The organism is Desulfobacterales bacterium (genome assembly GCA_029211065.1).
Taxonomy (GTDB): domain Bacteria; phylum Desulfobacterota; class Desulfobacteria; order Desulfobacterales; family JARGFK01; genus JARGFK01.
Genome location: JARGFK010000016.1, coordinates 42,211 through 59,018, shown reverse-complemented (window position 1 = coordinate 59,018; position 16,808 = coordinate 42,211). Strand labels below are relative to the sequence as shown.

Sequence of the window (16,808 nt, the reverse complement as noted above, 5' to 3'; positions counted from 1 at the left end):
CCTGTGTCGCGCCAAGTGATTATTGGAGGTAACCCTCTACATATAGTGGGCGGTTGAGTTAACTGCATACCCAGTTATTTAAATTGTTTTGCGTCATTACGTGCCCAGTAAAACCTAATTAACCATTTCCACCAAGAAGGAGGTATTGTATGAGTAAAAAAATCAGTGAAGAGAAAAGAACATCTCGTCGTGGTTTTCTTAAAACAGCTGCGGTAGCAGGCGCTGCAGCGGGTGCTCTCGGTTTTCCCGCAGTCATGCGTGTTCAGGCCGCCGATACCATTAAGATCAAGATTCAGACCGCATGGGATGCCGGTACCCTGGGTTATGTCAAGTTCCAGGAATTCTGCAAGGAAGTCGGCCAGGCCTCTGACGGCAAAGTTATTTTTGAAGGATTCCCGGCCGGCGCCATCGTGGGTACCTTTGAAATGTTCGACGCCGTAAAAGCCGGCGTGTTTGACGCCATGCACTGCTTTGATGTTTACTGGCCGGGAAAAATTCCGGTGGCAACCTTCCTGTCTTCCTATCCGTTCGGCATGGACCGGCCGGACCAGTGGGAAACCTGGCACGGCGCCCTTGGCGGTCGCGAACTGGCCCGTGAAGCGTACGGTGAACACAACATGTTTTACATCGGCCCCATTCAGCATGACGACAACCTGATCCACTCCAAGGTGCCGATCCGCTCTTTTGAAGATTTCAAGGGCAAAAAGATCCGTTATCCGGGCGGCATCATCGCCGATATTTACCGGGCGGCCGGTGTCTCCACCGTCCTTCTGCCCGGCGGCGAAGTTTATCCGGCCCTTGAAAAGGGCGTCATCGACGCCTCCGACTACGTTGGCGCGGCCATCAACTACAACCTGGGCTACGGTGAAATCGCCAAGTATATCATCATGGGCCCGCCGTCCACACCGTGTCTGCATCAGCCCGTGGACATCATGAGCGTTGAAGTCAACATGAAAACCTGGAATAAAATCCCCAAACACTGGCAGATATTCATCGAAGCCATGGTGGCAAAACACTCCTATGATATGTACACTGCGATCCAGGCCGCCGACATCATCGCCTTTGAAAAGTTCCAGACGGAGCAACATGTCGAAATCATCCGGTTGAAAGACAGCGACATCGAAAAATTCAAACGTTTTGCGCCGGAGCTGTGGGTCAAGTGGGCCAAGAAGTCCCCGCGTGCCATGAAGGCCTTTAAATCCCAGTTCGCATACATGAAGTCGGTCAAGATGGGGTACATTACCGACAAAGACATGGTCGACATGAACGGCAAAAAACTTGTTTTCTAATTCTTTGCCCGGGGGAAGGAATAACCAATTTCCTTCCCCCATTTTGTAATATTTTTACGAAAGCGATAGTGAACCGAAGCGGTATTCTGTGAGGAAATCGAATGAACTCGCTTAAAAAATTCATGACGGCGGTTGAAAAGACCAACGTCTTTATCGGCAAATTAAATGTCGGGGTGACCCTGCTGGCCGTGGCCGTTATTACCTTTGAAGTGATCATGCGCTATGTTTTCGGGCTGCCGACCAACTGGGGCCATGAGACCATGACGCTGCTGTTCGGCATCCAGTACATGATGGCGGCCGGCTATGCCCATTATCATCGCGCCCACGTTCGGGTGGATGTATTTTATTCCACCCGTAAGGAACGCACCAAGGCCTTTCTGGATATGTTCACATCCATCTTCTACTTTATTTTCAACTTTGTACTGCTGTATACCTGCTGGACGTTTTACTGGAGCTCACAAACCATGCACGGAGGTGGGACCCTGTTTGGGTTCCAAGTCATCGGGGAACTGTCTCTGACGGACTGGGCCCCGCCCTTTTATCCGGTTAAATTTATGATGCCTTTCGGCGCCTTCATGCTGCTCCTGCAGGGCATTGTCTGGTTTATTCGGGATTTACACAAAGCGATCACCGGGAGGGAAATGACGCGATGAGCATTGAACTGATTACCATAACCATGTTTGGCTCCCTTTTCTTCCTGCTGGCATTGGGACTTCCGGTAGCCTTTGCCTGCGGTTCGGTGGGTATTCTTTTTACAGCTTTCCTACAGGGTCCGTCCGCCGTAAATCTCGTTTCCACCCGGATATTCGGCCTGATGGTGCAGTATCTGCTGGCGGCGATACCGCTCTTTATCTTCATGGCCTGTGTCCTTGAACGCTCCGGCATCATCGAGGAACTGTATGAACTGGTGTATCAGTGGTTCGGCTTTTTAAAAGGCGGCGTGGCTACGGCAACGATTCTGGCATGCACCATGCTGGCCGCCATGGTTGGGGTTATTGGCGCCAGTGAAGTAACCATGGGCGTTATCGCCCTGCCGCAGATGCTGAAACGCAACTATGATAAGTTTATTGCCTGCGGTTCCATCCTGGCGGGAGGAACGTTGGGCATCCTGATACCGCCCAGCGTCATGCTGATTGTTTACGGGCTGGTGGATAATTCGTCTATTGGTCAACTGTATGCCGGCGCGATCTTACCGGGGCTAATGCTCGCCGGACTGTTTATAACCTATGTCACCGTCCGCTGTTACATTAACCCAACTTTGGGGCCGCCTGTACCCAAAGAAGATCAGATTCCATTGAGAGCCAAACTCAGACTGATGGGCCGTATCGTCGCCCCCGCCATTCTGGTCTTCCTTGTTCTGGGCACTATTTTTACCGGTATCGCCGCGCCCACGGAGGCGGCCGGCGTGGGCGCCGCCGGCGCGATTCTGCTGACGGCCTTACAGCGCAAACTCACATGGAAGGGTGTCGTGGAAGCGGCCGAAGCCACTTTGAAATCGACCGCCATGGTGATGTGGACCATTTTCGGCGCCAACATTTTTGTGGGTCTCTATGTGATGGTCGGCGGCGGCCGGTTTGTTTCCGACCTGCTGCTAGGCTCCGGACTCGGCCCCTGGGGTATCATTATCGTCATGCAGATTATCCTGATTTTCCTTGGAGCCTTTATCGACTGGGTCGGGATCATCATGCTGTGCGTTCCCATCTTTGGACCCATCGTCCGACAACTGGGGTTTGATCCGATTTGGTTCGGTGTTCTGTTTGCGGTGAATCTTCAGGTTTCGTTCCTGTCGCCGCCATTCGGCTACGCTTTGTTTTATCTTAAAGGCGTGGCGCCGCCGGAAATTTCGACCACCGATATATGGAAATCATCGGCGCCATTTATCGGCCTCCAGATTATTGGGGTCGCCCTGGTCATGATGTTTCCGGAAATCATTCTCATCCTGCCGCGGTTGTTATACAGAGGTTAACATTAACCGCTGTCATGTGTAGGATACCGGCAGGCGCTCTTTACAGGAGCGCCTGCTTTTTTGAGACCATCGCAAAACGCCCCCTTTTGCCCAATTTCGGCGTCAGGCTCAAATTTTAATCCTCGAAATACACCGTGTATGGATGCCTGTCCCGACGATGTTTTTGTCGGGGTGGTTAAAATTATCGCCTTCCTTGAAATTGAACAAAATTGAGCATTTTTCAAGGGTCTCATTTTATGATTCACGCCACGAAATGAAAAAGAAAGAACCCGCTAAAAATAAAGATCTTATTTATGAACCCCCTGTTCTTTACCCGGGTCTTTTTTATCTCCTGCTGGCGGCATGGACCGTCGTCTGTGTCTTTCTGTTGGGTTCAAAGGCGCTCAAAACGGGTTGGTCGCTCGGTCAGCTCCTGATGATCGCTTTTGTTCTGGCTTATACTTGGTACTTCTCTCTGGGAATCTCATATAAAATCACGGTAGATCCGGACGGAACGATTGAACTGACCAGTTTTCGCAGAAAGATAACCGTCAACGCCGGAGACATCAGCATGGCGGAGGGACCCCGCTTTGCAATTATTCCCTTCGGTTTTATCCGATTCCGGCTGGATCGCGAAAAAGCATATCTCTTTACCCGCATTACCGATGAATCGCTGCAAAAAGTTTTAACAGTCATCCGAAAGAGCAACCCTGAAATGAAGTTCAAGGGATTGTAAACCCTGTTGTTGCAAAAGCCGAGGATGCCCCTCCGGGTAAAAAATAGAAACTAAAATTCTATAAAAATCATAAAAATCTGTTGATTAAAAGTCTTTATAAAAGTATATATAGTAATGAAATTTATTTCAAGAAACCAATTTTATAGGAGTAATAGTAATATGTCGTTTTTAGGATTAGATTCTTATAAATGGTTTGTCATTTCAATTGTCGCCGTTGTCATCGCCCTTAGCATATTTGGCCTTACACTGGATCGCATGTATGTCTTATGGCCCAATGTAATTTCTTATATTGTTTTTGCGCTGGTGGGGGCAACAATCGGTTTTGTCATTTATGGTCTCATCAAAGGGTTTGAAAATACGTTCCCCAATGATTAGATCCCGCTGGACTTTGCGCTTTGCAGCAATGCTGTTTTAGATGCGGTTATGTTTTCTACATGGACTTGACAGCAGCCCCCAGGGAACCAAATCCCGGCTTCTCAAAACCCATTATCCCGACAGTTTGATCCCTTCTCTGCCGCCGGATATAGATGCAAGGACCCGGATTGTTGAACGGGTCATTGAAGAGCCGACGATCGTCATCGGTTCTTCCCTGGGCGGGTTGACGGCCCTGATGTTCGCGTTGATGCATCCCGAGTTGATTGCCGCCCTGGTTCTGCTGGCGCCTGCCGTGGGCTGCCGCGATGAAAGTATTTTTACGAAAGAGCAGAAACTGATGCTTGAATCACTCTATGTGCCGGCGTCAATTCCAACCGTTATTATCGCAGGGATTAGGGATGAGGTCATCCCGATTGCCTCGATTCGCGCTTTGGTTCAACGCTCGCCGGCCCCCCAGCGGATTCAGCTGCATGAAGTTGACGACGATCACAATTTACATCGGTCCCTGGACTTGATGCTTGATGCAATTGAGCGGATTTGAACGCAACTTTTAACATCAGGTGTAAATTATCCATAAATGGAGGCAGCATGCGTAAAATTCTTATTTCCGCAGGTGAAATCACCGCAACGGCCGTGCTGAAGGAAAATCCCACCGCCGATGCCGTTTGGAAGGCGTTACCCCTGGAATCCCGTGCTAACACCTGGGGTGATGAAATCTACTTTGGCATCCCGGTTGAGATAAAAGAAGCGGATGGTGCCAGTGATGTCGTCAACAAGGGAGAGTTGGCCTACTGGCCCCCCGGGAAGGCGTTTTGTATTTTTTTCGGTCGAACCCCCGCCAGCCGCGCCGATGAGATCCGCGCCGCCAGCGCGGTCAATGTGTTTGGATCAGTGGAGGGAGACGCGACCATTTTCAAAAAAGTGCCCCATGACGCGATGGTAAAGGTAAGCAAAGCGGAAGGCTGAGAAAAGATCAGGTGTTGTGATGCTCCCGCAGAGACGCTGAGACGCAGGGGATATCATTCTTCCAGGCCGTTGCCACATCGGGCAGTACCCGGCCTTCATCAGGGCTTCGCCGAAGTTAAGCAGAAAGCCATGCGTGCTCCCGTCAGTTGCAGGTATCGACATTTTCGACCATTCACTGCGCCTCTGCGTCTCTGCGGGAGACTATTCATCCATTCCAACGCTTAATCCGGCAACAGATCATAGAAGTAGCGCATGGCATCGGAACGGGTAATAATGCCGATGATGCGCCCGTTTTCCAACACCGGAAGCCGGCCGATATCGTGTTTTACCATCAGGCGGATCGCCTCCATCGGGTTATTGGCAGGTTCCGTCGTAATAATTTTTTTACTCATAAATGCCTTAACCGGTGCGGTCAACTGATCATCTTTTCTTATTTTCCGAAAATCACGCCGGGAAATAATTCCCGCCAGTCTGCCCGCATCCACAACCGGTACGCCCGTACAACCCTTTTCACGCAAAATCAATGCCACCTCCCGCATACTGGTTTCCGATGAGACCGACAGTACCGGAAAAGACATTAAATCGCTTATTTTGATAGCCGTTTGCTGGTGCCCCTGGATCGAATCCTTTATTATTCGCGCAACAGCGTCGGGCTCAATGGATTTCAACATGGCCGATCCGGCGCCGGGATGTCCGCCGCCGCCCAGCTCCCTCATGATCCCGCCCATATCCAAAAGTTCGATATTGCTTCGGCCGATCACGATGCTTCGATGCCGATCCTTGTCGGAAAAGATGCCGAAAGCAGCATCCACATTAACGATTTCACGATACATGTTGACAACGACCGACAGGCGGCCGACATGGCCTTCAATCTCCAGTTTATTGATGCTGATGGTAAAACCGTTTACCTTGATGCGCTCTGCTGTTTGCAGCATTTGGAACAAGATATTTTTCTGTTTCTGGCCATACACGGGCCTCAGCAGCGATCCCAGCACATGCAGATCCGCACCGGTTTCCAGCAGGTAAGCAGCCGCATAGGCATCTTCCGCTGTTACGGACGGAAAGGACAGGTTGCCGGTATCTTCATACAGTCCTGCCAGGAAAAGAGTGGCCTGCATCGGCGTCAACTGCATTTTTTCCTTTTTTATATTTCGCAGCATCAGCGTGATGTTAGCGCCAACCGCTTCGCGGCACTCCCAACTTGCCTGGATATCCCCCTCACCGGCATGATGATCCCACAGTATAATTTCAAGATCATCATCTTGACGGAGCTTCTGAAAACCGTCCAGACGTCCCCAACTGTTGGTGTCGACAATGACCAGGCTGTCCACTGCATCCATATTACACTCAGCGATGCTGTGGATACTGAACAAATCTTTATGGATCGAGAGAAAAGCCTTGATATTCGGATTGATGATTTTAGGCAGTACGGCCACAGCTCCCGGATAAAGAAGGGTTGCAGCCACAAGTGAAGCCAACCCGTCAAAGTCGGTGTTTTTGTGGGTTGTGACAATTCTCATGATAACGATCGAATTGAAATCCGGCTGCCCGGATGTATCAAAGCGCTTGCGGAAAGACCGGATAAAGGGAAATATTTTTAAAGCTTATGTGGAAAACATTCCGACCAGAGTTATGCCATAAATTTACAAAAATTTATGTTAAAGCGCAAGGGCAAATTAATTCTTTGACGTAAATGACGCGTAAATACAAAACTTTGTTAAAATAACAATGCGCGGTGATTTTTCTTGACTTTTCGCCGCGGCAATTTTAATAGTTATAATATAGCTAAAATATATCAGCACCCTGCCCGATTTTCTATACCGGCACACTTTGTAATGTTAAGGATCCATCCGCCGCTTAGAAATAAATCCTGCCCCTGACAAGAAATATGCAAAACAGGGGCTTTTTAAAACTTGCTGCGAAAACTCGTCTCAGCAAGAAGCCATATACGTTGCCCCCCATCAGGGTCAACCCAAACCATTTCCATGGTAATCTTGTTTACAGGTCAAAAAGAAAGGAGACTTGAGATAATGAAACGTTTAAGCTTGGTTTTAGTCTGTATCCTTGTCGTCGGTGGTATTGTTTTTGGCAGCCAAACCCCTGCATTATCCCAGGATGCCGCAACTTTTTATAAAGGTAAAACGGTTACATTCATTGTCCCATACAGTGCCGGTGGCGGTTATGATTTTTACGCACGCTTCATGGCCCCGCATCTTGAAAAATATACGGGCTGCACCATCGTCATAAAAAATAAACCGGGCGGCGGCGGCGTGGTCGGCGCCAATTTGGTTTATCGCGCAAAACCGGACGGCCGCACCATCGGCATCCTGAACATGACCGGCTCCATTCCGGCACAAATCGCCGGCGCCAAAGGAATTGATTTTGACCTCATGAAGTTCAATTGGATGGCGCGTCTCAACGATGAACCCCAGGTCTTTGTGGTGGGCACCAAATCGCAATACACCAGTTGGAATGATATTCTGCAATCCAAGGAAACCATCAAATTAGCCTCCACCGGCACGGTCGGTTCAACCTACCTGGACCTTCTGGTACTGAAGCTGGTATACGATATTAAACACTTCGACATTGTCACCGGCTTCAGCGGCACTTCGGATGCCGACCTGTCGGTTATCCGGGGAGAGCTGGTCGGGACGGCATCTTCGGTCAGCAGTAAAATCAAAAAAATTGAAGCCGGCGACTTTAAACCGTTGCTGGTAATCGCCGATGAGAAAGTAAAAGGCCTTGAAAACGTCCCGCTGATATATGATTTTCCCATGTCCACTGAAGGCAAAAAAATTGCCGACACTTATATCGGCATCATGAACGTTTCCCGCGCCATGATGATGACACCGGGGGCCCCGGCCGACCGGGTTGCCTTTATGCGCGAAGCGTTTAAAAAAACCCTCACAGACCCCGACCTTGTCCAAAAAGCTGAAAAAATGGACCGCCCGGTCTCCTGGTTGTCTGGAGAAAAAGTCCTCCAATTCATCGAGCGTAGTTTTACGGAAGCGCCTCCCCTGTTTGTAAATGAGTTGAAACAGACCATGAAATAATCAAAGAAGAGAGGATTTTTTATGATAGAAGCTTTGTGGGACGGTCTGGTACTGGTATTTTCCTGGCCTGCCATCGGCTATATGAGTATAGGTGTGCTCTTCGGCCTGTTCATGGGGTTCACTCCGGGGATCGGCGGACCGGTTACCCTGGCGCTGGTTCTTCCGTTTTCTTTCAGCCTGGATGAGGTCAGCGCCGTCGCATTCCTGTTGGGCACCCACTCGGTTGTGGTCACCGGCGGTTCGGTTTCGGCCATCCTCTTCGGAGTCCCCGGCGCCGGCCCCAATGCCGCCACCCTCATCGATGGGTTTCCCCTTGCCCAAAAAGGCGAGGCCGGACGCGCCATCGGCGCGGCCCTGGCCGCCTCCGCCCTAGGGGGCGTGTTCGGGACGGTGGTGCTGGCCTGTATAATCCCGGTGTTGCGACCGGTCGTGCTCGTTTTCGGTCCGCCTGAATTTTTCATGCTGGCAATCCTGGGGGTGGTCTTTCTGGCAACTTTAAGCGGCGATGAACCCCTGAAGGGGGTCATCGCCGGGTTGCTGGGCCTGATGATCTCTTTAATCGGAGAAGAACTCATTGTCGGCACCAAACGCTACACCTTTGATCTCATCTATCTGTGGGATGGAATCAAGCTGGTTCCCTCGGTCATCGGGCTGTTTGCCATCGCTGAAATGGTGGATCTGCTGGTAAAGGGCGGTTCCATTGCCAAACCTGAAAAACAAGCCACGTTAACCGGCCCCTGGACCGGCGTTATGGATGTTTTCAGACACTGGGGCCTGTTTGTACGCTCCTGCATCCTGGGTGTCATCATCGGCATTATCCCCGGTCTGGGTGGGGACGTGGCCTGCTTTCTGGCCTACGGGCAGGCCGCACAAACCGCAAAAAAAGGGGAAGTTGAATACGGCAAAGGCAATATCGGCGGCGTCATCGCACCGGAGGCCGCCAACAACGCCAAGGAGGGCGGCGCGCTGGTTCCCACCATTGCCTTCGGTATTCCCGGCAGCGGTTCCATGGCCATTCTGCTGGGTGCGCTCCTGATCGTCGGGATTACGCCCGGCGCGGCGCTGCTGGATGAAAAGCTGGATCTTACCTTTGCCATGGTGTGGACCCTTGCCATTGCCAATGTCGGCGGGGCCGCCATCATGATGCTGCTGGCCAAGCGTCTGGCAAAAATCACCTTTCTGGAAGGATCCGTGCTGGCGCCGATCATTATTTCGGTTTGCTTTATCGGCGCCTATATGACCACCAACAGCATGGGTGATATTGTTGTTGCCATTGTTCTGGGGATCATCGGTTTCGAGATGAAACGATTGAACTTTTCCCGGGCCGCTCTTTTGCTGGGCCTGGTTCTGGGCCGGATTGTCGAGCAAAACCTGTTTTTATCCATCCGGATTTTCGGCGGTGATTTTATTTACCGTCCGATTGCAATGGTTTTGGTCGTTTTGTCTGTCATCGTGATCGGTTGGTCATTTTTAAAACCGGTTCTGCGGCGCCGGAGTGAAAATCTCGCCGGATGAACATCAACAGGAAGTGGAGTTTCCGATGAAAAAAGCTGAAGAAATTGGCTTTGCGACATTACTGGTAATCATCTTCGCCATGTTTGTTATCCTGGGCTGGGGGTATGCCAAACGGCCGAGAATCGTTCCATTAACCCTCTCCATCCCGGGTTTGGCCTTTTCGGTTATTCATCTTGCCAATTCAATCGTAAAGTCTAAACGTGCAGGCAAAAAGCAGGATGCAGACCCTGAAGCCTCCGCTAAAAAGCCGCTTAAACACCAGAAGGCGCCGCTGCCGGGTGAAGGCCGCAAAATCCTTGAAGTCTGGGCATGGATCATTGTCCTGGCCTTGGGAATCAATTTTTTGGGCTTTATGATAGCGATACCGATTTTTCTTTTGGCGTTTCTCAGGTTTTTTGCCAAACGTTCCTGGAAAATCAGTACGATTATTGCCGCTTCATTTGTCCTGGCAGTTTACCTGGTGTTTTACGTTGGCCTCAGAACAACGCTTTAAGACGAACCGGTTGACTCTTCCGGTTCGGGTGTTTATGACACTGTTAAGCTCGAAATAGGAAATGATGCATCTTTTGGGATTTTAGGCGTGAGCCTTTTATAAAATACGAACGGACCAATTCCACAAACCTATTCAAAAGTTATAAAGCCCTATTTTATGGAGATATTCTGATGGTTTTAATGCTGTCCAATTCCGATGTAGATCAGGTCCTGACCATGAAGGATACCATCGACGCACTGGATGTTGTCTACGGTGAACTGGGCCGGGGTGAGTCGGTGACGTTTCCGCGTCAGGACCTGCATGTGCCCCTTGCCAATGAACAAAATGATCTGGCGGCCCACTATCTCAAAACAATGGGGGGCGCCTCCCCTGCTTTTAAGGTGGCGGCGCTTCGCTTCAGCTCGGACGTGTGCACCTGGCCGCTTTTCGGCAACCTGCGGCGGCGGGTAAAGCTGCCGGTTCAAAACGGCAAGTGGCTGGGGTTGATTTTACTTTTCAGCTCCATTACCGGAGAGCTCCTGGCGATCATACAGGACGGTTATCTGTCGCGCATGCGGGTCGGCGGCACCAATGGGCTTGCCGCCAGGCACCTTGCCAGAAAAGACGCTGCCCGGGTCGGTATTTTCGGTTCCGGTTGGCAGGCGGTTACCCAGCTGACAGCCCTGGCTGAAGTCAGAGATATTCAGCATATCAAGGTGTTCAGCCCGACCCGCGAAAACCGTGCACGGTTTTCAAAGGAAATGGAAACCCTCCTTGAAATACCGGTGCAGTCGGCTGATAGCCCGAATGATGCCGCCGAAGACGTCGATATCATCGTTACCGCCACCAACTCCCGGCAGCCCTTTCTCCCCGCACGGCTTTTGTCCGAAGGCGTCCACCTGAGCTGCCTGCAGCGGTCGGAGATCGAAATGGAAGCCTACCGGCGCTGCGATGTCCTATTCATCAATCTGAACAGCCCGGAGCATAACTATACCTCCACCCTGTTTTCAAAGCGGGAACAGGAACTCAATATGGAGGTGCGCGATCATCCCTGGACATACGACAAGTTCGACTGGGGCTCCTACCCAACCCTCGGTCAGCTGGTAAACGGCATAGTCCCCGGTCGCACCGACGATAAACAGATTACCGCGTTTATCAACAATATCGGGGTGGCCGCCCAGTTTGCCGCAGTGGGGGCAAAGGTCTTCGAACTGGCTTCCGCCCAGGACCTCGGGCAGAAATTAGACAGCGAAATGTTCCTGGAAGATGTTCATCCATAACATTCATAAAAGTTTATAACCTTTTGTTATTATATCTAACATATAACACTTAAATATTTTTTATTTGCTATAATTGCATTCACTTTTTGAAAATCTCAAATGACAAATAATAAATATCAAATAATTTCCAATGTCCAAATTCCGAAAATCCAAACAATGGTTCGTTCCGAAACATTTTGTTTATTGAATATTGAAATTTGAGATTTATTTGTGATTTGGTGCTTGAAATTTGTTTTTTTAAATCCGTTTATCCCTATAACACGACTTCGAAAACCAGGTTTTCTAAAAAAGTACTAAAATATGAATGAGTTAAAATCCCAAGTCGCACGCTGCTGTCGCCTGCTGGAGGCAAATCACCTGATCGATTTCAGCGGTCATGTCAGTTGCCGTGTCAATGAAGATTTATTTCTGATTAATTCTCACGGAAAAAGCCGGCTGGAAGTTGGGCCCGACGATATCGTAGAAGCAAATATGGACGCCACTGCAGTCCAGGCGGGTGTCCGGCTGCCGTCCGAAACCCACATACATTCATCCATTTATCAGGCCAGAAAAGACATCCATGCCGTCGCTCACCTGCACTCCCCGGCGGTGATCAGCCTCAGCATTGCCCGGCAGCCGATTTTCCCGGCCATTTTTCAAGGCACCCTGTTCGCCGACGGCATCCCCATCTACGAAGATGCCCGGCATGTCAACACCGCCTCCCGTGGTGACAGCCTGGCAATGGCGCTGGGAAAGGCCAAGGTGGTAATCATCCGCGGGCATGGATCTGTGGTCGTTGCCGAAAGTGTGAAGGCGCTCTTCTTTTTGAGTATTTATTTCGAAAAAAACGCCCAGCGACTCCTGGAAGCATATCATGCCGGGGATCCGGAACCCCTTTCAGACGAAGAACAGGAAGAAGGTCAGGCTGCCCTGCTAAAAGGAAGCATCATCAACAAGGTTTGGGATTATTATTTAAGCAAATTGCCTTGACTGATCCTTTCCCAACGCAATTTGTTCATCACAAGGGATACAATCCGGTCCTGATGTTGCAACGTGTTTTAAAAGGGTTTTACTTTTTTTCTTCAATTAGGATGATCCGTTATGCCCGATCCGCTATTTCCCGCCGGCAATATTCTCACAATTGATTTAACCAGAAGGAAATTTCAAATCCACCCTATCCCGGAAAACGTTTTAACGGATTACCTGGGGGGCCGGGGCCTTGGCGCTTACCTGTTGTATCAACATACTGCGGCCGGAGTGGATCCGCTGTCTCCGGAAAATCCATTAATTTTCACTGTGGGGATTTCACAAGGGCTGCCGACGCCCTTTAGCCCGAAAGTCGTGCTCACCACCAAATCTCCGCTTACCCATCTTTATCTTTACTCGGTCAGCAGCGGCAAATTGGGACACACCATTCGCAAGGCCGGGTATATGGCCATCATGATAAAGGGACAATCGCAGGATCCCGTTTATCTCAATATTGTTGATGATCAGGTTGAATTCATAAGTGCAATGCACCTCTGGGGAGAAAAAACACTCGCATCTCAGAATATCATGCTGAAGGAAAGCGGAAACCGCACAGCCGCTACCGCCGCCATCGGCCCGGGGGGTGAAAAACTTATTAAATATGCGTCCGTCATGAATGACGGTAAAACCTATCGGGCCTTTGGCCGCGGCGGGGCCGGATGTGTCATGGGCGCCAAGAAATTGAAAGGGATCATTATTTCCGGAAGCCGGAAAATCCCACCGATCGATTCTGTAAAATTTAAAACGCTTCTACAAAAAGCCAGAAAGGGCCTGGACGACAATCGGGAATGGGCCCAACGCCGCCATTCCTTTGGTACCGGCGAGGATATGCCCTGGATGAATCGGAACGGCATGCTACCCACCCGGAACTGGCAAAGCGGATCATTTGAAGAAAAAAAACTGGCCGATATCGCCCCGACCCTTAACAAGGATAAATGGCCGCGAAAAAATATCGCCTGCGGGCCTTTTTGCCCCAATCCTTGCTCGCATTTTATCCGGATCAATGATGGCCCCTATAAAGGCGCCCAGGCCGACGGTCCCGAATATGAAACCATGTATGCATTCGGATCCAACTGCGGCATCGATAAATTCGACGCGATTGTTGCCGCCGGTCAGATATGCGATGAAAACGGTGTCGACACCATCTCCGCAGGCCTTACCATCAGCTTCCTGATGGAATGCTTTGAAAAGGGCCTCGTCAACACCACTCACACAGACGGCATTTCCCTTGACTTTGGTGATGATGATGCTGCAATTCGAACTTTAGAAAAGATTGTCATGCGTGACGGCGCCGGATACATGTGGGGAGAAGGCACCAGACGCCTTGCGGAACAGATTGCCGGGTCAGCCGCATTTGCCATGCATTGCAAGGGGCTTGAAATGGGCGGCTATGAACCCAGGGGCTTTTACGGCCAGGCACTGGCGTTTGCCATTAATCCGAAAGGAGGCGACCACCATGCCTTTGGCCTGCCGGCCCGTTCGGAAGCTGCTGCCGGCACCCATAAAAACATAACGGGCAAAGGAGTGGAGATCAAAAAAGCAGCCATCGATCGCATTATCGGAGATTCGCTGGTGCTCTGCTGCTTTCCGCGTAAAATTACCGTACCCTTATATCCCGACCTGATCCACGCCCTGACAGGCGTCGACATCGACAACCAGGAATTAAGCCGGATCGGTTGGCGAATTCTGACAGTGGAGCGTCTTTTCAACACGCGTGAAGGGTTAAGGCGAAAAGATGACACACTTCCGGAGCGACTGCTGAAAGAACCCCTGCCGGAAGGACCCAACAAGGGAAGCATGGTTCCAATGGAAAAGCTCAAAGATGACGCTTATGCTGCTTTGGGGTGGGAGATGGATACCGGCATTCCCCAAAAAAGGTTGATGGACAAATTAAACATCGATATCTGACCAGTGGAAGGAATTATAAAATGCAAAAAACCGGTGCTGAAATCTTATTGGCATCTCTGAAAAATGAAGGTGTCAAATATATTTTTGGAAATCCGGGAACTACCGAGGTGGCCATTTTAGACGCGCTGGTGGAAACGCCCGAGATCGAATATATACTGACGCTGCATGAAAGTGTCGCAGTCGCCATGGCAGACGGTTACGCCCGCGCAGGCGGCGGCGTTGGATTTGTCAATGTCCACACCGCCCTGGGACTTTCCAACGCCATCGGCGGGCTTTGCGGCGCCCATATCGACGGCATTCCCATGGTCCTGACCATTGCGAATAAGGACAGTCGCATTCTCGGCCGGGGGGTTTTTTCCGAAGTTGATGACATATGCGCCATGACGCGACAATTTACGAAATGGAGCTGGCAGGTGTTAAGGCCGGAAAACATTGCCGATGACATTACCCGGGCATTTAAAATAACCACCACGCCTCCCACGGGTCCGGTTTTTTTATCCATACCCGAGGATTTTCTGGCTTTGAAAATGAATGCTAAAATCCCCCCTTCCCAGCGGTTTGACTCTCAACCCCGGCTGTGTCCCAACCCTGAAGACATTAAAAAGGCGATCAAGCTGCTCCTTGCCGCCAAAAAACCGGTCATGATCGCGGGAAATGAAATTGCACAAACCGATGCGTTGCCCCAGGCTGTTGAATTGGCCGAATTACTGGGAATCCCTGTCCTGGCGGAAGGACGCCAGTCTATGGCCTACTTGAACTTTCCCCTCGACCATCCCCTTTACCGGGGAGGTTTTGAGGCCCAATCCGCAACCATCAAAACTGCTGACCTCATCCTCGGCGTGGGGTGTGAAATTTTTGTTCAAACAGCCTACTCAGAAAACGATGCGGTCTTACAGAAAATCAAAACTGTTCATATGCATTCAAATCCGGCTGTCATCGGAAAACTCTACCCTGTGGAAGCCCCTATCCTTTCCGACGCAAAGGAGGGTCTTGCAATCCTGATCAGTCAAATAAAGGCTTCGGCGTCAGCTCAAAGGATCGCTGTTTTCCGAGAACGTTTCAATCAGATGAAGACGGACTGGGCAAAAAGGGAAGCCATCCGGGTAAAGGAAGTTGAATCCATCTGGGGCAAAACCCCCATCCGGGTAGCACAGCTTGTGCGGGAGATCCAGGACGCAGCAGATCCGGATGCCATTATCGTCGACGACACCATCCGCTCCTCACGCCCCCTCTTAAAACACTATCAATTTAAACACCCGGGCACATACTTTCGGTCCCCCGCAGGCTATCTGGGCTGGGGACTGCCGGCGGCCCTGGGAGTCAAGCTGGCCCTCCCCCGCCGGCAGGTCATCGCCTTTGTGGGCGACGGCGGCTTTATCATGACCAACCCGGCGTTGTGGACCGCAGCCCGGTATAAGATTCCTGTTATCACAATCGTGTGCAACAACCGACAGTATAAGGCGGTAAAAGACGGCGCCATTCGTTTTAAAGGAAAAGCCCTGGAGAAAAACCTTTTTATCGGATCGAACATTGATAACCCCGTTCCCGACCTGGCCCAAATGGCAGAATCATTCGGGGTTGCCGGTTATACCGTGAAAAAGCCCTCCCAGATTAAAACGGCTTTGAAAAAGGCGCTGAATTCCGGAAAACCATCGGTTCTGGATGTCTGGATCGAGCAATGAAACCATTCAAGGTGATCGGCATCGGCTGCAGTCCCCGCATGGAAAGCAATTCGGACATTCTTGTTCGTGCGGTTCTGGCCGCGGCCGTCGATAACGGGGCCGCCACCGAATTTGTCAAAATCGCGGATCACGACATTTCGCCCTGCGATGCCTGCTGGCGCTGTGCGGAAACGGGTGAATGCCACATCCATGACGACATGCAATCCATCTATGCCGGACTGCTGCAAGCCGACGGCATCGTCATCGGCAGCCCCGTGCACATGGGGCACAGCATCAGCGGCAATGCCCAGGTATTTCTGGATCGCACCTTTAGCCTGTGGCATCACAAGCGGCTGAAAAACAAAGTGGGGGGAAGCGTCGCCGTCGCCAACCGCCGCGGCGGCATCAGCGCGGTCCGCATCATCAACGACGTGTTTCTCGACCAGCAGATTCTTGTGGCCGGGTATGTCACCGGTTACGCCCGGGCCCCCGGGGATATCCATAAAGATGCCCGCGCCTTCAAAGAAGCAGGGGATTTAGGAAAGCGGATGCACGAGGTAATGGTTTCTATACGAAAATAATGACCACTTCCGGTAATCCTTC

Annotated in this window: 16 protein-coding genes; 15 read left to right on the top strand and 1 reads right to left on the bottom strand. The window is 50.9% G+C overall.

Annotation, left to right across the window (positions count from 1 at the left end; translation table 11 throughout):
* The first annotated feature begins 149 nt into the window (after positions 1–149).
* From dctP to P1P89_05580, 7 genes are all read left to right on the top strand, one after another.
* On the top strand, positions 150–1,289 hold the full coding sequence (gene dctP / locus P1P89_05610) for a TRAP transporter substrate-binding protein DctP (protein ID MDF1590975.1): 1,140 nt from the start codon (positions 150–152) through the stop codon (positions 1,287–1,289).
* A 101-nt stretch (positions 1,290–1,390) separates the two neighbouring features.
* Positions 1,391–1,942: a TRAP transporter small permease subunit gene (locus P1P89_05605; protein ID MDF1590974.1), complete on the top strand. Its 552-nt coding sequence runs from the start codon at positions 1,391–1,393 to the stop codon at positions 1,940–1,942.
* Entirely contained in the window at positions 1,939–3,255 is a 1,317-nt protein-coding gene (locus P1P89_05600; GenBank protein ID MDF1590973.1) for a TRAP transporter large permease subunit, read from the top strand. Before P1P89_05605 ends, P1P89_05600 begins: the two co-directional genes overlap by 4 nt.
* 253 nt (positions 3,256–3,508) lie before the next feature.
* On the top strand, positions 3,509–3,970 hold the full coding sequence (locus P1P89_05595) for a hypothetical protein (GenBank protein ID MDF1590972.1): 462 nt from the start codon (positions 3,509–3,511) through the stop codon (positions 3,968–3,970).
* Between the two features lie 159 nt (positions 3,971–4,129).
* Positions 4,130–4,345, top strand: coding sequence for a hypothetical protein (locus P1P89_05590; GenBank protein ID MDF1590971.1), 216 nt, complete (start codon positions 4,130–4,132; stop codon positions 4,343–4,345).
* A 40-nt stretch (positions 4,346–4,385) separates the two neighbouring features.
* Entirely contained in the window at positions 4,386–4,886 is a 501-nt protein-coding gene (locus tag P1P89_05585; GenBank protein MDF1590970.1) for an alpha/beta fold hydrolase, read from the top strand.
* 47 nt (positions 4,887–4,933) lie between these two features.
* On the top strand, positions 4,934–5,311 hold the full coding sequence (locus P1P89_05580) for a cyclophilin-like fold protein (protein ID MDF1590969.1): 378 nt from the start codon (positions 4,934–4,936) through the stop codon (positions 5,309–5,311).
* Between the two features lie 221 nt (positions 5,312–5,532).
* On the opposite strand, the gene P1P89_05575 is transcribed toward P1P89_05580, so the two are convergent.
* On the bottom strand, positions 5,533–6,831 hold the full coding sequence (locus P1P89_05575; protein MDF1590968.1) for a CBS domain-containing protein: 1,299 nt from the start codon (positions 6,829–6,831) through the stop codon (positions 5,533–5,535).
* A 510-nt stretch (positions 6,832–7,341) separates the two neighbouring features.
* Here P1P89_05575 and P1P89_05570 point away from each other — a divergent pair.
* The 8 genes from P1P89_05570 (at position 7,342) to P1P89_05535 (ending at position 16,786) form a co-directional block, all read left to right on the top strand.
* Positions 7,342–8,364, top strand: a complete 1,023-nt coding sequence (locus tag P1P89_05570) for a tripartite tricarboxylate transporter substrate binding protein (GenBank protein ID MDF1590967.1) — start codon at positions 7,342–7,344, stop codon at positions 8,362–8,364.
* Between the two features lie 21 nt (positions 8,365–8,385).
* On the top strand, positions 8,386–9,879 hold the full coding sequence (locus P1P89_05565; protein ID MDF1590966.1) for a tripartite tricarboxylate transporter permease: 1,494 nt from the start codon (positions 8,386–8,388) through the stop codon (positions 9,877–9,879).
* Positions 9,880–9,904: 25 nt separating this feature from the next.
* Entirely contained in the window at positions 9,905–10,372 is a 468-nt protein-coding gene (locus P1P89_05560) for a tripartite tricarboxylate transporter TctB family protein (GenBank protein MDF1590965.1), read from the top strand.
* A 170-nt stretch (positions 10,373–10,542) separates the two neighbouring features.
* On the top strand, positions 10,543–11,631 hold the full coding sequence (locus P1P89_05555) for an ornithine cyclodeaminase family protein (GenBank protein MDF1590964.1): 1,089 nt from the start codon (positions 10,543–10,545) through the stop codon (positions 11,629–11,631).
* A gap of 300 nt (positions 11,632–11,931) precedes the next feature.
* Positions 11,932–12,600 carry a class II aldolase/adducin family protein gene (locus P1P89_05550; protein ID MDF1590963.1) on the top strand — a complete coding sequence of 223 codons (669 nt, stop codon included), beginning with the start codon at positions 11,932–11,934 and terminating at the stop codon, positions 12,598–12,600.
* A 111-nt stretch (positions 12,601–12,711) separates the two neighbouring features.
* On the top strand, positions 12,712–14,544 hold the full coding sequence (locus P1P89_05545) for an aldehyde ferredoxin oxidoreductase family protein (protein MDF1590962.1): 1,833 nt from the start codon (positions 12,712–12,714) through the stop codon (positions 14,542–14,544).
* Positions 14,545–14,564: 20 nt separating this feature from the next.
* On the top strand, positions 14,565–16,226 hold the full coding sequence (locus tag P1P89_05540; GenBank protein MDF1590961.1) for a thiamine pyrophosphate-binding protein: 1,662 nt from the start codon (positions 14,565–14,567) through the stop codon (positions 16,224–16,226).
* Positions 16,223–16,786: a flavodoxin family protein gene (locus P1P89_05535; protein ID MDF1590960.1), complete on the top strand. Its 564-nt coding sequence runs from the start codon at positions 16,223–16,225 to the stop codon at positions 16,784–16,786. Before P1P89_05540 ends, P1P89_05535 begins: the two co-directional genes overlap by 4 nt.
* The last annotated feature ends 22 nt before the right edge of the window (positions 16,787–16,808 follow it).